Annotated in this window: 17 protein-coding genes; 7 read left to right on the top strand and 10 right to left on the bottom strand. The window is 73.3% G+C overall.

Annotated features, from left to right (window positions below; translation table 11 throughout):
• Positions 1-59: 59 nt before the first annotated feature.
• Positions 60-470: a hypothetical protein gene (locus BMY61_RS18600; RefSeq protein ID WP_042457110.1), complete on the bottom strand. Its 411-nt coding sequence runs from the start codon at positions 468-470 to the stop codon at positions 60-62.
• Positions 471-638: 168 nt separating this feature from the next.
• Here BMY61_RS18600 and BMY61_RS18605 point away from each other — a divergent pair, with 168 nt between their 5' ends.
• A complete protein-coding gene (locus tag BMY61_RS18605; protein ID WP_236656598.1) occupies positions 639-1,508 on the top strand; it encodes a YihY/virulence factor BrkB family protein in 870 nt (289 codons plus the stop codon).
• A 178-nt stretch (positions 1,509-1,686) separates the two neighbouring features.
• Entirely contained in the window at positions 1,687-1,998 is a 312-nt protein-coding gene (locus BMY61_RS18610) for a hypothetical protein (RefSeq protein WP_042457194.1), read from the top strand.
• An 81-nt stretch (positions 1,999-2,079) separates the two neighbouring features.
• Here the strand turns inward: BMY61_RS18610 and BMY61_RS18615 are convergent, their stop codons facing one another.
• Both BMY61_RS18615 and BMY61_RS18620 read right to left on the bottom strand, forming a co-directional pair.
• Positions 2,080-2,322, bottom strand: coding sequence for a chaplin (locus BMY61_RS18615; RefSeq protein ID WP_042457113.1), 243 nt, complete (start codon positions 2,320-2,322; stop codon positions 2,080-2,082).
• Between the two features lie 169 nt (positions 2,323-2,491).
• A complete protein-coding gene (locus BMY61_RS18620) occupies positions 2,492-3,556 on the bottom strand; it encodes a chitinase (RefSeq protein WP_052439336.1) in 1,065 nt (354 codons plus the stop codon).
• 262 nt (positions 3,557-3,818) lie between these two features.
• Between BMY61_RS18620 and BMY61_RS18625 the strand changes: the two genes are divergently transcribed.
• Positions 3,819-4,487 carry a hypothetical protein gene (locus tag BMY61_RS18625; RefSeq protein WP_042457116.1) on the top strand — a complete coding sequence of 223 codons (669 nt, stop codon included), beginning with the start codon at positions 3,819-3,821 and terminating at the stop codon, positions 4,485-4,487.
• A 218-nt stretch (positions 4,488-4,705) separates the two neighbouring features.
• On the opposite strand, the gene BMY61_RS45045 is transcribed toward BMY61_RS18625, so the two are convergent.
• Both BMY61_RS45045 and BMY61_RS18635 read right to left on the bottom strand, forming a co-directional pair.
• Complete coding sequence (locus BMY61_RS45045; RefSeq protein WP_143094422.1) at positions 4,706-4,930, bottom strand: hypothetical protein; 225 nt, start codon at positions 4,928-4,930, stop codon at positions 4,706-4,708.
• A 314-nt stretch (positions 4,931-5,244) separates the two neighbouring features.
• Positions 5,245-5,643: a helix-turn-helix domain-containing protein gene (locus BMY61_RS18635; protein WP_052439339.1), complete on the bottom strand. Its 399-nt coding sequence runs from the start codon at positions 5,641-5,643 to the stop codon at positions 5,245-5,247.
• A gap of 277 nt (positions 5,644-5,920) precedes the next feature.
• Between BMY61_RS18635 and BMY61_RS18640 the strand changes: the two genes are divergently transcribed.
• Positions 5,921-6,847: a pseudouridine-5'-phosphate glycosidase gene (locus BMY61_RS18640; protein WP_042457209.1), complete on the top strand. Its 927-nt coding sequence runs from the start codon at positions 5,921-5,923 to the stop codon at positions 6,845-6,847.
• Positions 6,844-7,728 carry a carbohydrate kinase family protein gene (locus BMY61_RS18645; protein ID WP_042457122.1) on the top strand — a complete coding sequence of 295 codons (885 nt, stop codon included), beginning with the start codon at positions 6,844-6,846 and terminating at the stop codon, positions 7,726-7,728. Before BMY61_RS18640 ends, BMY61_RS18645 begins: the two co-directional genes overlap by 4 nt.
• A gap of 71 nt (positions 7,729-7,799) precedes the next feature.
• On the opposite strand, the gene BMY61_RS18650 is transcribed toward BMY61_RS18645, so the two are convergent.
• Positions 7,800-9,023, bottom strand: coding sequence for a hypothetical protein (locus BMY61_RS18650; protein ID WP_042457125.1), 1,224 nt, complete (start codon positions 9,021-9,023; stop codon positions 7,800-7,802).
• A 215-nt stretch (positions 9,024-9,238) separates the two neighbouring features.
• On the opposite strand from BMY61_RS18650, the gene BMY61_RS18655 reads away from it, so the two are divergent.
• A complete protein-coding gene (locus BMY61_RS18655; protein ID WP_143094423.1) occupies positions 9,239-9,817 on the top strand; it encodes a hypothetical protein in 579 nt (192 codons plus the stop codon).
• 1 nt (position 9,818) lies between these two features.
• On the opposite strand, the gene BMY61_RS18660 is transcribed toward BMY61_RS18655, so the two are convergent.
• The 3 genes from BMY61_RS18660 to BMY61_RS18670 form a co-directional block, all read right to left on the bottom strand.
• Positions 9,819-10,745, bottom strand: coding sequence for an alkaline phosphatase family protein (locus BMY61_RS18660; protein WP_082015526.1), 927 nt, complete (start codon positions 10,743-10,745; stop codon positions 9,819-9,821).
• Positions 10,746-10,828: 83 nt separating this feature from the next.
• Positions 10,829-12,535 carry a 4Fe-4S binding protein gene (locus tag BMY61_RS18665; protein ID WP_042457132.1) on the bottom strand — a complete coding sequence of 569 codons (1,707 nt, stop codon included), beginning with the start codon at positions 12,533-12,535 and terminating at the stop codon, positions 10,829-10,831.
• 88 nt (positions 12,536-12,623) lie between these two features.
• Positions 12,624-13,514, bottom strand: a complete 891-nt coding sequence (locus BMY61_RS18670) for an AurF N-oxygenase family protein (RefSeq protein ID WP_042457135.1) — start codon at positions 13,512-13,514, stop codon at positions 12,624-12,626.
• A 214-nt stretch (positions 13,515-13,728) separates the two neighbouring features.
• On the opposite strand from BMY61_RS18670, the gene BMY61_RS18675 reads away from it, so the two are divergent.
• Positions 13,729-15,063, top strand: coding sequence for a ricin-type beta-trefoil lectin domain protein (locus BMY61_RS18675; RefSeq protein WP_042457138.1), 1,335 nt, complete (start codon positions 13,729-13,731; stop codon positions 15,061-15,063).
• Between the two features lie 113 nt (positions 15,064-15,176).
• Here BMY61_RS18675 and BMY61_RS18680 read toward each other — a convergent pair whose 3' ends face one another.
• On the bottom strand, positions 15,177-16,073 hold the full coding sequence (locus BMY61_RS18680; protein ID WP_161791339.1) for an SAM-dependent methyltransferase: 897 nt from the start codon (positions 16,071-16,073) through the stop codon (positions 15,177-15,179).
• Between the last annotated feature and the right edge of the window lie 32 nt (positions 16,074-16,105).

Raw genomic sequence — 16,105 nt, forward strand, 5'->3', positions numbered from 1 at the left:
GCCGGGCTCCTGCCGTCGAACGGTTTTCCGGCGTGCCGAGGCAGGCCGGTCAGGGCCCGCTACCGCACCGGCGAGACCCGCAGCTCCTGCCACGGCGCGCCCGCCCGAGCCGCCGCGGCCACCCGGTCCGCGGAGGCGTCGCCGAGCGCCACCCAGAAGCGGCCCGCCACGATCCGGGCCAGGACCGGCTGCGCCGTCCCACGGCCGAAGCGCACCAGGGGAGTCGGACCGTCCGACGGCAGCAGCCCCCAGGCGAGGACCGCCCCGCCCGGTGGCGCCGCGCGCCGCGCGCCGCGCAGGAGCTCCGCCGTCAGCGCGCCCTCGACCATGACGTCGAGCAGCGTCTCCCCGGCGTACACCTCCAGCGCCACCCGGCCGCGCGAGCCCTGGCCGAGACGGAGCGCCCAGCCGTCCCCGAGGTCCACGCCGCCGTCGATCCCCTGGACGCTCTCGTGTTCCAGCACCGTCATGGCCTCTCCCGTTCACGTTCGGCCCCCGTCCCGCGCACGCTAGGCAGCGACCTTGTGGTTTCCCTGGGAAGCCGCTGCGGACTCACCCGCACGGCGGTCGAGTCCTGGCGGGGCGGCCGGGGGAGGGCGAAGGTGGAGGCGGACGGGAGCGGAGGTGAGCAGGGGGTCGTGCGCAGCGACGGCGAGCAGGGAGACGGCGAGCAGGGCCACGGCGGGCAGGACCACGGCGGTCGGCAGGATCGCGGAGGTCGGCACGAACGGGAGTGGACCACGCGCGCCTACTGGCTGGACTACGCCCGGCGCCTGTGGGAGCACGGCCGCCATGTGGAGATCATGCAGCGCTCGCTCGCCTTCGCCGCCCTGTTCTTCGTCACCCTCATCCCGCTGCTCGTCGTCATCGCCGCCGCGGAGGGCACCCGCGGCAACGGGATCGCCCAGTGGGTCACCGACGCGCTGGGCCTCTCGGGTGCGGGCGCGCAGGCCGTCAAGAGCCTGTTCGTCGCGCGCGGGCAGACGCTCAGCACCACGACCGGCGTCAGCCTTGCCGCGCTCGCGGTGTTCGGCATCTCCCTGATGGCCTCCGTCCAGGCCGCGTATGAACGGATCTGGAGCCTGCCGCGCGGCCCCTGGCACACCACCTGGCGCCAGACCGTCGGCCTGGCCGGCCTGATCGGCTACATCCTGCTCGCCGCCTCGAGCGGCATCCCGGGCCAGCACACCGCGCTGCAACCCGCGCTGCGCGTCGTCGCGACGGTGGTGGGCGGGGTGGCCCTGTTCTGGTGGTTGCAGTGGCTGCTGCTCGGTTCCCGGATCCCGTGGTCCCGGCTCCTTCCGGGGGCGGTGGCGACGGTGGTCGCACTCAGCGGCCTGCGGCTGTTCTCCCGCTTCGTGCTGGCACCGCTGCTGGTCATGAACGCCGTCTCCTACGGGACCGTCGGCACCGTCCTCATCGTCCAGTCCTTCCTCATCGGCGTCGGCTACACCCTCTACGCCGGCTGCCTCGCCGGCCAGGCCCTCGTGCCGCCCGGCGAGAGCTGACGCGCAAACCGCTGGGCGGTCGCCAAGGGGTGCGGCAGCGGTCCAGTGGGTCCGGGGGCTGTGGGCGGAGCTGGCGCGAGGCAGTGCGACGAGTGCCGCCGACGGCCCGGTGCGGGCCGTCGCGCTGGTGGGAGCCGTCTTCGATGCGGTCTCAGCGCTGCTCCCGGCGCCTGACGGGATGACGGAAGACGGTCACGACCTGGCCCGGCTGTGGGCGGAGCATCGTGCGGCGCCGTATCCCGCGAGCTTTCGGGGTGTGGAGGTCGACGGGGTCGATCTGGTCCTGCTGGACGCGGAGGCGGCCGGACTCGTCGGACGCGAGCTGGAAGGAGTGCTCGACGACCTCGGCGTCGCCCTGCTCCGGGCGTGCGTCGAGGATCTCGACAAGGTCGTGCCATTGATCGGCGAGGCGTCCTGCGCCGCTTACTTCGACCGGCTGCGGACGATCACGAGGATGGCCGCGGTGCGTGGCACACCGGCCGCGACCTGAGGGATGGGCATGGCCCACGGGCCGGGGCCGCGCGAGGAAGATCGCGCGGGCCCGGCCCGTGGTGACGGACGGAGGCCGGAATCAGCCCTCGTTCTCGCAGCTGTTGCCGAAGGCCGGGTTCAGGGCACCGATGACGTTGACGGTGTTGCCGCAGACGTTCACCGGGATGTGGACCGGAACCTGGATCAGGTTGCCGGAGAGGAAGCCCGGGGAGTTGGTGGCCGAGCCGGTCGCGGTGCTGCTCGCAGTCGCCATACCGGCGGCCGCCGCGACAAGACCGGCCGCCGCCGCCGTCACCGCAAGGCCGCGCTGGGTGCTGCTCATGTGAGGTAGTCCCTTCGGGAACCGAGAATGGGTCAGGTTCGGCCGACGCGGCTGGGGGCCGCGTCGGCTTTCCCTGCCAACGCGCGGTCCTGCCCGGAGGACATGCAGGTGGGCCGGGTTTCACCCGGTCGGCGGACGTGGCGCCGACCCCTCTCCCGCCCGTGTCGGGTCAGTTGGTGTAGGGCTCCCAGGTGTGGCTGAAGTACCAGGTCGACTGGCTGATGCCGGAGCAGGAGTCGGAGCCCGCCGTTCCGGGGCAGCCGCCGTTGTCGCGTTCGGAGGCCCACATCGAGATCTCGTCGATGCCCTTGCCGAGCGCCCAGCTGTAGACCGTCCTGGCGTCGGCCGTGGTGAGGGTCTCCGGCTTGCCGTAGTCGTCGATCCCGGGCATCTCGGTGACCCCGACCATGGCCCAGCGCTGCGCGGACGTCTTGGTCGGGTAGAGCATGCCGAGCTGGTTGACCAGGCCCTGGGCGGCGGTCTCGGTGGCGGTGGCCATCTCGTGGGAGCTGCCCGTGTAGTAGTCGAAGGTCATGATGTTGACCACGTCGACGCGGGTGTGGTTGGCGACGGCGTTCTTGAGCACCGCGGTGCCGCCCGAGTCCAGGCCGTCGGTGTTGGTCGGCAGGGTGTAGGAGAACTGCACGTGCCGGCCGGTGCTCGCGGCCCAGGACTCGACCTGGGTGATGGCCTTGTTGCGGCGGTCGATGCCCGCGCTGTTGGTCAGCGAGTTCTGCTCGACGTCGAAGTCGACCCGGGACAGGCCGTAGGTCGATATCAGCTTCTCGAGCTGTCCGGTGATGGAGCTGACGCTCGTACAGCTGTCGGCCAGCTCGGTGTTCGTGGTGTCGGCGGTGTAGCCGCCGAGTGAGGGGATCCCGTCCCCGCCCGCGGCCCGGAGCTTGGTGAAGGACGAGCCGTAGACGGAGGAGGAGATGGGCTGCGAGGTGCTGCCGTTCCAGTCGAGCGTGCAGGAACCCGCCTTGGCGGTCTGCAGGAACGCCAGCGAGACCCACTTGACGCCCGACTGGGCGGCGACGGTGGCCGGGTCGTCGCCGTTGTACGTCTCCACGTAGGGGGCGAAGACGTGGCTGGGGACGGTCGCCGCGGTGGCGGATCCGGTCGCGGTACCGGCGGTACCGGCAGCGCTGGCGGGGCCGCTGGTCAGGGCGAGGGCGGCGAGGAGGGCGAGCGAGGTGGCAGCGGTGGCACGCAGGGGAGCGGTGGGGCGCACGTGGGGCCTCCGAGATCGGGACGGTGAATGGTTAGGAAACTTTCCTTCCTGACATGTGCCCGTAGATATATCGGCCGATCCGACGAGGCGTCAACAGATCTGGCGGAAAGGACATACGGGCGCGCGGTCCGGTGGGGGGCGTGTGCGGCTCGGTCGCGCTCCGGCGATTCCGTGAAAGCGTGGAATGCATCTACATCTACGCGTAGGTTGACGCCCGCCGGGGAGCTCGCCCGGCCTCGCGGACCGATCTAAGGACCGTCAGATGTCCCAACCCGCAGCGCAACCCACAGTCCAGCCCCCAGCCCAAGCCCCAGCCCAACCCGCATCGCAACCCCTCTACAGTCCCCCGCTCGTCTTTCCGCTGTCCCGCTCGCCGCAGGCCGTCCCGGACGCCTGCCTGACGGATCCGTTCGCCGCGGTCGAGGCGCCCGCCGGCGAGCCGTTCCCGGCCCAGGCCCTGCACGCCTGCCGTGTCCTCGCCCACCTGCTGCAGCGCGTGCCGCGCCCCGAGAGCGTGCAGTTGTTCACCGCCGACCACTGGTCGGCGCCGTGGCTCCAGGTGCACCTCTACCCCGACCCCGACGACGCGCAGCTGGCGGCCTACCAGCACGCCCTAGGCGGGCGGCTCACCCGCAGCCGCAGCGACGGTGAGTCCCGCACCGTCGTCTACAGCGAGCTGGCGACGGTGGTCGACCGGGTCCGGGTCCAGGTCTGGAACGTCAACGAGTCCCCGTTGCAGCCGCCTCTGCGCCCGTCCTTCGTCGTCCCCGGCCAACCGTCGAACGAGGCGGACCATGCGGAGAAGACGGACGAGGCGGCGGCCGAGCCCGCCGAGCCCCTGCCGCCCGCCGAGCCCGCGCTGCCTGCCGCGGGCTCCACAGGCGCCACGGACCCGGCCGACGCCACCGACCCCGCCCAGGACCTGTCGTGAACGACCTGCTCGCGCGCCTGCTCGTCGTCCTCACCGCCCTCTCCGGGCTCGGCTGGCTCGCCTGGGCCTGCTCCGCCTGGCACCTGTGCCGCGTCCGCGCCCGCCGGTTCGCGCAGGAGGTGGAGCTGCTCCGGCCCGTCTCGGCGAGCCGCGATCGGGAGTGGTTCGCCGAGTGCCTCCAGGAGCTGCACGTCTCCATGGAACGCGACCTCTCCGGCTCAACCGACCTGCTGGTGGTCGGTCAGTTCGGCGGGCAGGAGGATCGGTTCGCCGCAGAAGCAGTGGAACCCGGACCAGACGCGCCGTGCGCCGAGATCCTGGAGGACCGCGACGACCTCCTCAAGCACGCGGTCCCTGCTCGCCGGCACCGCCCCCGCGCCGGGCACCAGCACGCAGACCTCCAGCGGATCCCAGACGACGGCGTGGGCCTCGGCTACTGCCACGCGAATCCGGATGCACATGGAAGAGCCCCTCACGCGGAGCAGGATGCGCGGGCGGGACGCGGTGGCGCCGGGTGCCGCGCCCCGGGGGACGGAACCGGAGGACAGACGCTACTCCCACAGGAGTGACCTGTGAGAGCCCCGTGAAGGACGAACCGGGACATCCGGAAGCGAACACCTATCCCGCGCGCCCCGCCGGACGGGGTACGGCAGCGACGGCCCGTGCATCCCGCCCGCCGACCCCGTCCATCCCGCCCATCCGGTCCATCCCGTCCGTTCCGGCCACCGCACCGTTCCGGCGGGCCCCGCCACCAGGGCTATCCGGCACGCCTGGGCCGGGGCAGCTTGGCGAGGGCTCTCGCCATCTCCACCAGCGCGCGCTGCTGGTCGGCGTCGAGGCCCCGGTAGATCTCCAGCAGTCGTATCTCCCGCTCGGCGTCGAGATCCGCCGGAGTGCGCCGGCCGGCGGCCGCGAACACCCGGGCCGCGGGATACGCCTCGGGCAGGGCGTCGGCGAGCGCGCGCAGATCGTCCGAGGCGATCCGGCCCCCGGCACCCCGACGGCCCGTCACCCACGCGTTCAGCGTGGCGTAGGGTATGCCCGCCCGTTCGGCGATCCGCTTCTGCGTCAACCCCGGATTCTCGGACAGGACGCAGCGCAACAGCGCCCCCAGGTCCTCGCCCGCCTGCCCGGTCGGGGTCTCGATCGGTTCCACGCGGTCATTATCGAGGCTGGACCAGCGCGATTCCTATGGTCGGTACACGTCGGGCACCTCCGTGTGGAGCGCGTGGCGGCGCGCGCCCCCGCCGTCACGCCCTGAGCTGGCATGTCGCGGACGACCACGGGCGGCACGACCGCGGCTTCGCGGATAAGGCCGCGCCGGAAAGCGGTCCCCTGCTATGGTGCGCCGCCGTTCTGCGCCCCGACCCGGCACGCGATCTCGGGGCCCGTCGACGGTTTCGCGCCCCTGCCGCCGGGCGATGATCACCCACATGTCGAACACCGTGCCGCAGTTGTCCGTCCCGGTGCGCGAGGCGCTGGCGCAGGGAAGGCCCGTCGTCGCGCTGGAGTCCACGATCATCAGCCACGGGCTGCCGCGGCCGGACAACCTCCGCCTCGCCTTCGAGCTGGAGGAGATCGTCCGCGACGGTGGGGCCGTGCCCGCGACCGTCGCGGTGCTCGACGGCGTCGCACGCGTGGGCCTCGGCAAGGAGGAGCTCGAACGGCTCGGCATGGAGGACGGGCTGCGCAAGCTCGGCGTGCGCGACCTCGCCCCGGCCGTCGCGCTCGGTGCGAGCGGGGCGACGACCGTCTCCGCCACCGCTCACCTCGCCGCCCGTGCCGGCGTCCGGGTCTTCGCCACCGGGGGCCTCGGCGGCGTGCACCGCGACTGGGTCAGCGAGCAGGACGAGTCGGCGGACCTCGGGCTGCTCGCCCGCACCCGGATCACCGTGGTCTGCGCGGGCGTCAAGTCCATCCTCGACGTGCCCGCGACGCTGCAGCGGCTGGAGACCCTCAGCGTCACCGTCGCGGGTTACCGCACCGGGAGCTTCCCCGGCTTCTACCTCACCAGCTCCGGCCTGCCCGTCGACTGGACCGTGCAGAGCCCGGACGAGGCCGCTGCCCTGATGCGCGCTCAGGACGTACTGGGCACCGACCACTCGGCGCTGATCGTCGGCAACCCGGTGCCGCCGGAGCAGCAGCTCGACCCGGCCCTGCACGACCGCGTGCTCGCCGACGCCCTCGCCGCCGCCCGCCGCGAGGGCGTGACCGGTCAGGCCGTCACCCCGTTCCTCCTCGCCCACCTCGTCGAGCACACCGACGGCGCCTCGCTGCGCGCCAACCTCGCCGCCGTGCGCGGCAACGTGGCGCTCGCGGCACGGATCGCCTCGGCGTACGCGGCCGGAACGAGCGCATGAGCGGAGCCCTGCTGGTCGTCGGGGACCTGGCGACGGACGTCGTCGCCGTCCACCGGCGACCGCTCGCGCCCGCCACCGACACCCCGGCCCGGATCGTGCTGCGTCCCGGCGGCGCGGCCGCCAACGTCGCTGCATGGGCGGCCGCCGCCGGAGCCGAGGTGACGCTGCTCGCCCGCGTCGGCGCCGACTCGGCCGACCGGCACCGGGCGGAGCTGCGCGGTGCCGGGGTCCGTCCGGTCCTGCGCGAGGACCGAGAGCGCCCGACGGCCGCCATCGTCTGCCTGGTCGACGCGACCGGCGAGCGAACCATGCTCAACGACCGGGGCGCGAGCTCTGCACTCGGCCCCGCCGACTGGGACGAGGGCTTGCTCGACGGCGTCGCGCGCGTCCACCTCTCCGGCTACCTGTTCTTCTCCGCGCCCGGCCGCGACCTCGCCGCGCTCGTCCTGCGCACCTGCCGCCCGCGCGGTGTCCCCGTCAGCGTCGACCCGGCCTCGACGGGCCCGCTGGCCGAGCTCGGCACGGACGCCTTCCTCGACCTGGCCGCGGGCGCCGACCTGTTGCTGCCCAACGCTGACGAGGCCCGCCTGCTCGCGGGCCGGGCGGACGCGGCGCAGGCCGGTGCCGCGCTGTCGCGACGCACGGGCGCGCTGGTCGCGGTCAAACTGGGCGCGGCGGGCGTCGTGCTGTGCGCCGACGGCGAGGCCCTGGGCCGCGTCCCCGCCGCCGACGCGCTCGTCGTCGACACCGTCGGCGCGGGCGACGCGTTCGCCGGCGGCTTCCTCGCCGCGCGCTTGCGCGGCGCCGAGCCACTCGATGCGGCGGTGTCCGGCTGTGCCGCCGCCGCCCGCTGTGTGACACGCCTGGGCGCCCGCCCGTAGGACTCGCCCTGCGGGCTCGGAGGCTCGTGCAGCTCCGGGATGTGGTGGTCGAGCGCCCCGGGCGCGTCGGATCAGCCTCGGCGGGTGAGCACCATGGGCATCGGCTGACTCTGGGCGGGCTTGTCGACGACGCCGAGGACGGTGACCGTTCCCTGGTAGTAGCCGACCGCCCAGGGGCTGTACTGGGTAGCCGCCGTGTTTCCGGGCAGGCCCAGCGAGGCTGCCCGGCCGTTTCGGACGCGCAGCGCGTAGCCGTCACCCGCGGCGTCGTCGGAGTCGCCCACGGCGACCACGCCGCCCGGCGCCGCTGCGACACCGGTCAGCGTGCCTGCGGCCGCCGGGGCCGCGACCCGGTTCCAGCGACGGCCGTTCCAGTGCTCGATCAGCGCGGTGTTGTGCCGGGAGCCCGGCGCCCGGAAGCTGCCGACCGCCCAGACGTCGTCGCGGTCGTGGGCGGTGACGCTCAGCAGGCCGCCGTCGGCGCCGCCGCTGAAACCGCCGAACGCCGCGTCGCGCTGCACCGTCCAGCTGTGGCCGTCGTAGTGAAGGGCCACCGGCACCTCGCGGTCGCCCTGGGCGGTGACGCCCACGGCCCAGACGTCCTTGGCGGAGACGGCGGTGACCGAGTTCAGCAGCCAGTCCGGGCCGACCGTGGGCAGTGGCACGCGCTGCCAGGCCGTGCCGTTCCAGTGCGCGAGAAGACCGTCGTCGTGCGAGGTTGCGGGCTTCCCGCCGGTGGCCGGGTCGGCGATCTGGACCCAGCCCGCCGCCCACGCGTCGGTCCGGTCGACGGCGGAGACACTGAGCAGTCCCGCGCCCTGCGAGCGGGCCGGTACTGCCATCTGCTGGACCGACCAGCTGCGGCCGTTCCAGTGCTCGGTGTAGACGCCGCCCGACGCGACGCCCTTCGCTCCGGTGCCCTGGTCGCCGACCAGCCAGCCGTCCCGATCCGACACGGCCGCCACGGCGTTCATCCGGACCGGCACGCCCTTCGCGGTCGGCACGATCGTCCAGCCGCCACCGGTGCGGGTGTCGTGGGCGTACAGCACCGGCGCGAAGCCGGGCAGGCGCTGTGGCCCACGGTCCGTGATCGCGGCGCCCGCCACCCACACCGTGTGCGCGTCCGGTGCGGCGGAACCGAGCAACGTCGCGTAGCCGCCGGGCAGCTTCGCGGTCGTCCACGCCGTCGCGCCCGCGGCTGCCCGCTCGACCCCGGCGGAGGTCCCGGCCAGCCCGAGGACGAGCAGTGCGGCGGTTCCGGTGGCGGCGGCGCCCCGGAGAGTCGGCTTCATCATCGTCACTCCCTGTCGGGGCCCGCGCCCCGTCATTCCTACGACTCACCGACCGCCGATCTTGTTACAGGCGACCTCAGCGTTCGAGGTCGGCACACCCCTCGCCCGGTCACCAGGCCGAGGGGGACCACCGAGACCTGGTCGTCGACGATCGGCCGGCTCCGCACCCGCGTGCCTGACGCGCTGCGGGTCCGGCCGGTCCGGCCTAGCCTGGAGAGGTGAAGGGCATGGTCGTCGCCGTGGCGACGGCGGGCACCCTGGCCGCCGTCGCGGCGTGTTCGTCCGGCGCCACCTCCCAGTCGGTGAACGCTCCGACGCGGACGGTCACGGCGACCGTCACGCACCAGACCACCACGGCCCCCGGTTCCACCGCTCCCACGCCGACCCGCACCGCTCCGGCGAGTACCCGACCGGCCCCCGGACCCACCGTCACGGTGACGAGCACCCCGACTCCGGCCGCTCCGCCCGCGCCCCCGGCCCCGCCCGCGCCGACCACCCCGATGACCAACGCCAGCGCCGTGGTCGCGCAGTACTACCAGGACATCACCGACCACAACTACGCGGCCGCCTGGGCCCTGGGGGGCGCCAACATCGCCGGCGAGAGCTACGACCAGTACGTCGCCGGCTTCTCCACCACAGCCTCCATCGGCCTCGGCACCGTCAGCGACTTCGGCGCCTCCCAGGTCCAGGCCGTCCTCTACGCGACGCAGACCGACGGCACGGTCAAGGTCTTCGAGGGCACCTACACCGTCAGCAACGGCGTCCTGGTCGGCGCGTCGATCCGTCAGATCCAGTAGGTCACGGGGTCCACACGTCCGTGACCGGCGCGCGCTTGGCGCTCTCGCCGACCGGTGGGAGGTGGTACGCGGCCTCCAGGGTGCGCAGCAGGCGGTAGTGGTCCAGCAGTTCGCCGTAGTGGCCCGGCTTCACCTTCGCGCCGACGAAGAGCGTCGGGATGTGGTTGTCCGGGCCGTTGTCGTCCTCGTCCCAGGTGACGACGAGGAGGCTGTCGTGCGTGCGCGCCCACGTGGCGTACCCGGCCAGGTGGGCGCGGAGCCAGTCGTCGCCCTGCCGGACGGTGCCGTCGTGCATGTCGTGCTGGAGGTTCGGGACGACGAAGGAGAGCGTCGGCAGCGCGGCGTATCCGGCGGCGTCGGTCGGGAACGCGGCGAAGGTGCGGTTGTCGGCGGCGGGGATGTCCGCGAAGTTCACCCACGGGTTGTGCTTGCGCGCGTAGTCCCCGGCCGTGCAGCCGGTGAAGCCGGTGCCCGGCATCGACTCCGACCAGCCGGCGAAGCCGAGCCCGGCGCCGAGCAGCTCCGAGCCGAGCGTGGGGCCGGAGAAGGCGTGCGGGCAGGAGTCGTCCGTCAGGCCCTGCGTCGATCCGGAGAAGAGGGCCAGATAGTTGGGTTCGCTCGGGTGCGCCACGGCGTACGAGGCGGTGAACGACGCGCCCTCGGCGGCCAGGGAGTTGAGGTACGGCGCGTCGCTGCTGCCGATGACGGCCTGGTAGGGGTGGTTCTCCTCGACCACGACCACGACATGCTGCGGCCGTGGTACCGCGGCGACGGCGGAGCCGCCCGCGCTTGCTGCGCTGCTCTGCGCGCTCAGGGTCGCGGTCACCCCGGCAGGCTCGGCCGGGCCGCCCGAGGAGCAGGAGGCGAGGCCCGCGAGCAGCGCGGCGGCGGCGAGCGGGAGGGCGGCACGGCGTGGGCGGATACGCATGCCGCCAGTCTCCCGCACGCCAGCGGGGAAGGCCTGTCCCGACGCCGGAACCATCGTCTGGACGCCGACCCCGACGGCAGGCCTCAGCGCCGGAAGCGTCGCGCGGACGCCAGCAGTTCGGGGACCGTCGCGAGCTTCACCCGTGGGCGGCCCGTCTCCTCCCCGCGGGCGCGCTCCGTGCGGTCGACGGCGCGCCACTGGCGCAGGCCGAGTGCCTCCGGCTGTCGACGGCGGACCAGGTGGGCGAAGTCCTGGATCGGGTGCGCGGGCGTGGGCAGCTGCCAGGCCGCCGCGTCGTCCAGGAGCGCGTCGACGGTCTCCTGCGCGCAGTCGCGGTTCGCGCCGATGCCGCCCGAGGGCCCGCGCTTGGCCCAGCCCACCACATAGGTGGCCGACAGGGGCAGGCCCGTGGCGGGGTCGACGACGCGGCCGCCGTCATGCGGGATGGTGCCCGAGGTCTCGTCGAAGGGCAGGCCCGGCACGGGGACGCCCCGGTAGCCGATGGAGCGGACCACCAGGCCGGTCGCGATCACCGACCCGCCGCCTTCCCCGTCGGCGTTGCCGTCGGCACCCTCCGGCCCGGTCACGCGCAGCCCCTCGACCCGCGCGTGACCGAGCAGCTCGGTGGGCACCGCGCCGAAGCGCAGCACGATCCGCCGCCCCCCGGGCGGCGGCGCCGCGGCCCAGTCGACCGCCTCGACGGGCAACCCGACCAGCAGCGCCGCCTTGGAGCCGGAGGAACCGGAAGAGCCGGAGGAGCCCGTGGATCCCGGCGAGGCAGCCGCGGCGATCGCCTCGCGGACGCCCGGTTCGTCGGCCACCACCAGCTCCGCGCCCGCGAGGTGCGCGAGGGCCAGGAACTCCGGCTCGCTCCAGGCCGCGTGCTCCGGACCGCGGCGGGCCAGCAGGACGACCTCGCGGACCCGGCTGTCGCGCAGCGCCGCGAGTGCGTGGTCGGCGATGTCGGTGCGGGCGAGGTCGTCGGGGTCGGACAGCAGGATGCGGGCGATGTCCACGGCGACGTTGCCGTTGCCGATCACGACGACCCGCTCCGCGTGCGCGCCCAGGTCCACCGCGTCGGCGGGCACGCCCGGGTGGGCGTTGTACCAGCCGACGAGCGTCGTGGCGGGCAGGCTGCCGGGGAGGTCCTCGCCGGGCAGGCCGAGCCGGCGGTCGCCCGCCGCGCCCACCGCGTAGACGACGGCGTGGTGGTGGGCGGTCAGGTCCTCGTGGGTGACGTCCTCGCCGACGGCCACGCCGAGGTGCATGCGCAGCGCGGGGTGGTGGTAGGTCGTGGCGAAGGACTCGCCGATGCGCTTGGTCGACTGGTGGTCCGGCGCCACGCCGTGGCGCAGCAGTCCCCCCGCGACCGGCAGACGGTCGATCATCGTCACCCGCGCGCCGGTGGTGCGCAGCAGCAGCTGCGCGGTGTAGCCGGCGGACGGGCCGGTGCCGACGACGGCGACGGTCAGCTCGCCGAAGCCGTCGGGCAGGCTCCGCGGGAAGTCCGGCGCACCCCAGGCGTGGTCGGTCGGGTTCTGCTCGTACCAGCGGCGGTTCAGTTCGGCGTAGGGCGCGTCGGGTCCGGCCAGCCGGTCGACCGGGAAGATCGCGTCGACGGGGCAGGCGTCCGCGCACGCGCCGCAGTCGATGCAGGCGGCGGGGTCGATGTAGAGCATGTCGGTCGTGCCGAAGCCGGGCTCGCCGGGCGTCGGATGGATGCAGTTGACCGGGCAGACCGACACGCAGGAGGCGTCGTTGCAGCAGGTCCGGGTGATCGCGTAGGCCATGGCGGGTGGTGGGGTCCTCGCGGTGCGGCGGGCGGGGGAGTGGGGGCCGGGCCCTGTCCAGGGCCTACGAGCTGCTGCGGACGGACCGTCAGAGCATGTCCAGCTGCCGGTAGATGCCGGCGGCCGGGCGGGTCAGCAGGCCGGCCTCGGCCAGGAACGCCATCAGGTGGCGCGAGCTGGTGCGCATCATGGACTTGCGGTGCTGGTTGGCCTTGGCCTCCGCCAGCGCCCGGTCGGTGTCGAGGCCGGCGGCGGCGTAGACGCCCTTGTTGACCATGCTGGAGACGATGACGAACGCGGCCGCCGCGACCCCGAAGCCGTTGACCCGGCGCCGAGCCGTCCCGGCGCCGCGCAGCCGCTCGCGGATCTCCTGCCGGGCGAACTTCATGTGCCGCGACTCCTCGACGACGTGGATCCGCGAGGTGCCGCGCACGATGTCGAGGACGTTCTCGCCGCGCATCCAGTCGCGCTGCATCACGTCGAGGACCTCCTCGGCGACGAGGATGCCGCCGTAGGCGAGCTCGGCGCGGGCCAGCGCCTTGAAGGCGCGTCCGGCCTCGGCCCAGCCGCGCAGCGGCTTGTACTGCGGCACGCCCATCTTCTCGCAGGCCCGCGCGAACATGATCGAGTGGCGGCACTCGTCGGCGATCTCGGTGAGCGCGAACTGGAACTCGGCGTTGGACGGGTTCTTGAGGTACTGATCGCGCAGCACCATCTGCTGCAGGATCATCTCGAACCAGATGCCCGTCATCATGATCGAGCCGACCTCGTGGCGGGTCAGCGTCACGCGCTGCTGCTCGGTCATCTCCTCCCACAGGCGGGTGCCGTAGAGGGTGCTCCACTCGGGGTTGAGCCCGTAGTGGTGCTCCGGCAGCGGGGCGTCCCAGTCGATCTCGACAGCGGGGTCGTAGGAGAGTGCCGCGGCCGAGTCGAGCAGCCGCTTCGAGACGTCCTCATCCGCAATGGTGTGCGTTGCCATCGATCCCTCCCGGTGAGCTCTTATTGACAGAAATTACAACAAGGGCGGGGCTGGAGGAAGACCCTGCGCACAGGGTTCGGAAGTTGAAGACATCTCAGCTGCCAGAAGCTCGCCTGCGCACAAGTCTTGACGCCGTATATCGGCGGGCGGGAACATGCCAAAGCTGTTCGGAGAACGCTCTCTCCCGTCCCGGCCCCCCACCCGGAGGAACCGCATGCAGCCTCGCCCCGCCCGCTCCCGTCCACCCCTCGCCCGCCGCGTCCTGGCCACGCTCGCCACGGCCGCCGCGGTCTTCGCCCTGCTGCTGACCGCGCCGGTCGGCAGCGCCCACGCCGTCACCGTCCCCGGCCCGCCGTCGGGGTGGCAGACCGTCTTCAGCGACGACTTCTCCGGCGGGTCCGGCTCCGCACCCAACGGCGCCAACTGGATGTACGACACCGGCCCGGGCTCGAACTTCGGCACCGGCGAGATCGAGACGATGACCAACTCCGCCGCCAACGTGCACCTGGACGGCAGCGGTCACCTCGACATCACCGCCCTGAACGACGGCAACGGCAACTGGACCTCCGGCCGGATCCAGACCACCAGCGCCAACGTCGGCGCCCCGGCCGGCGGCAAGCTGGAGGTCACCGCGTCGATCGAGCAGCCCAACCCCGGCTCCGGCCTCGGCTACTGGCCCGCCTTCTGGATGCTCGGCCCCGGCCAGTGGCCCGAGAACGGCGAGATCGACATCATGGAGGACGTCAACGCCCGCTCCCAGGTGGCCGGCACCATCCACTGCGGCACCTACCCCGGCGGCCCCTGCAACGAGGGCAACGGCATCGGCAGCGGGCTGACCGCCTGCAACGGGTGCCAGACCGGCTACCACACCTACTCGATGATCCTCGACCGGACGAACACCGCCGCCGAGAGCATCACCTTCTACCTCGACGGCACCCAGTACTTCCAGGTCAGCGAGGCCCAGGTCGGCACCTCCACCTGGCAGCAGGCCTTCGACCACAACCTGTCGATCATCTTCGACCTCGCCATGGGCGGCGGCTTCCCCAACGGCGTCTGCGGCTGCACCACGCCGACCTCCGCCACCACTTCCGGCGCGACGATGAGCGTCGGCTACGTCGCGGCGTACACCACGACGGGCAGCGGGGGCGGCGGCGGAGGCGGCGGTGGCACCACCGGTCAGGTGACCGGGTACCAGGGCCTCTGCCTGGACGACCGCGCCGCGAGCACCGCGAACCTCAACCCGGTCCAGGTCTACACCTGCAACGGCACACCCGCCCAGCAGTGGACCTTCGTCCAGGCCGGCACCACCCTGCACGTGCTCGGCAAGTGCCTGGACATCAACGGCGGCGGCACGGCGAACGGCACCACCGTCGACCTCTACGACTGCAACAACACCGGAGCCCAGGTGTGGATCCCGCAGTCCAACGGTGAGCTCTACAACCCCCAGTCCAACAGGTGCCTGGACGACACGGGCTACGGCGGCTCGGGCACCCAGGCCCAGATCTGGGACTGCGCCGACACCGCCAACCAGCAGTGGGCCATCCCGTGACCTGAGCCGGTCACGCCGAAGCGCCGACGCGCCGCCGGGTCCGTCCTCGTCAGGACCCGGCGGCGCGTCGGTGCGTGTCGGTGCGCGGAGGCAGCAGCCCGCGCCGGTTCCGGTCAGGGCTTGCGGGCCACCAGGACGTAGCCGTCGCGGGTGGTCGCGCTGACGGGCGCGCCCGGTCGGGGGCGCCATTCACCCGGCGGGACGATGCCCGGCTCGACGGGCTCCAGACCCTCCGCGAAGCGGGCGAACTCCTCCCGGCTGCGCGGACGGATCCCGACGCCGCCGCCCCGGTACGCCGAGCCGGCGCGGTCGACCTGGTCCGGGCTCGCGTCGGCGGTGGCGTGGCTGAGCACCAGCCAACTGCCGGACGGCAGCGCGTCCAGCAGGGTGCGCACGATGCCGTACGGGTCGTCCTCGTCGGCGACGAAGTGGACCACGGCGCTCAGGACCAGACCGACCGGCCGGGTCAGGTCCAGCGCCGGGTCGGGACCGCTCAGGCACGGGTGGTCGAGGATGGCCTTGGGCGCCCGCAGGTCCGCCGCGAGGAAGTCGATGCGGCCCTCGGGCGTGCTGTTCAGCAGGGCCCGGGTGTGGGCGAGCACGATCGGGTCGTTGTCGACGTAGACGATCCGCGCCGCCGGGTTCACCTCCTGCACGATCTCGTGCAGGTTCGGGCTGGTCGGGATGCCGGAGCCGATGTCCAGGAACTGGTCGACGCCCTGCTCCGCCAGGAATCCCGCCGCCCGGCCGAGGAACGCGCGCCCGGCGCGGATCACGTCGCGCAGACCCGGGAACGCCTCCAGCGCCTTCGCGGCGATCTCACGGTCGGGGGCGAAGTTGGTCTTGCCGCCCAGGAGGTAGTCGTACATCCGTGCCGACTGCGGCCGGTCGGTGTGCAGCTCGATCCGCTCGACGGGCTCCTGCTGCACCGCGGTGCTCATCCACCCGCTCGGACCCCACGCGTCCTCGGCCATCGCCGCGGCCCCTCCCGGCTTGTCGTCCCAGGTCAACGCTCCGTACTCACACGGAACTTGGGCCATGC

Origin of the sequence: Streptacidiphilus jiangxiensis (genome assembly GCF_900109465.1) — a bacterium.
GTDB classification, from domain to species: domain Bacteria; phylum Actinomycetota; class Actinomycetes; order Streptomycetales; family Streptomycetaceae; genus Streptacidiphilus; species Streptacidiphilus jiangxiensis.

Bases quoted from the DNA above. Each gene is read 5' to 3' on its own strand.
- BMY61_RS18600 (WP_042457110.1), bottom strand. From the start codon at position 470: ATGACGGTGCTGGAACACGAGAGCGTCCAGGGGATCGACGGCGGCGTG.
- BMY61_RS18625 (WP_042457116.1), top strand. From the start codon at position 3,819: ATGTCCCAACCCGCAGCGCAACCCACAGTCCAGCCCCCAGCCCAAGCC.
- BMY61_RS18615 (WP_042457113.1), bottom strand. From the start codon at position 2,322: ATGAGCAGCACCCAGCGCGGCCTTGCGGTGACGGCGGCGGCGGCCGGT.
- BMY61_RS18675 (WP_042457138.1), top strand. From the start codon at position 13,729: ATGCAGCCTCGCCCCGCCCGCTCCCGTCCACCCCTCGCCCGCCGCGTC.
- BMY61_RS18650 (WP_042457125.1), bottom strand. From the start codon at position 9,023: ATGATGAAGCCGACTCTCCGGGGCGCCGCCGCCACCGGAACCGCCGCA.
- BMY61_RS18640 (WP_042457209.1), top strand. From the start codon at position 5,921: ATGTCGAACACCGTGCCGCAGTTGTCCGTCCCGGTGCGCGAGGCGCTG.
- BMY61_RS18665 (WP_042457132.1), bottom strand. From the start codon at position 12,535: ATGGCCTACGCGATCACCCGGACCTGCTGCAACGACGCCTCCTGCGTG.
- BMY61_RS18660 (WP_082015526.1), bottom strand. From the start codon at position 10,745: ATGCGTATCCGCCCACGCCGTGCCGCCCTCCCGCTCGCCGCCGCCGCG.
- BMY61_RS18670 (WP_042457135.1), bottom strand. From the start codon at position 13,514: ATGGCAACGCACACCATTGCGGATGAGGACGTCTCGAAGCGGCTGCTC.
- BMY61_RS18610 (WP_042457194.1), top strand. From the start codon at position 1,687: ATGACGGAAGACGGTCACGACCTGGCCCGGCTGTGGGCGGAGCATCGT.
- BMY61_RS18645 (WP_042457122.1), top strand. From the start codon at position 6,844: ATGAGCGGAGCCCTGCTGGTCGTCGGGGACCTGGCGACGGACGTCGTC.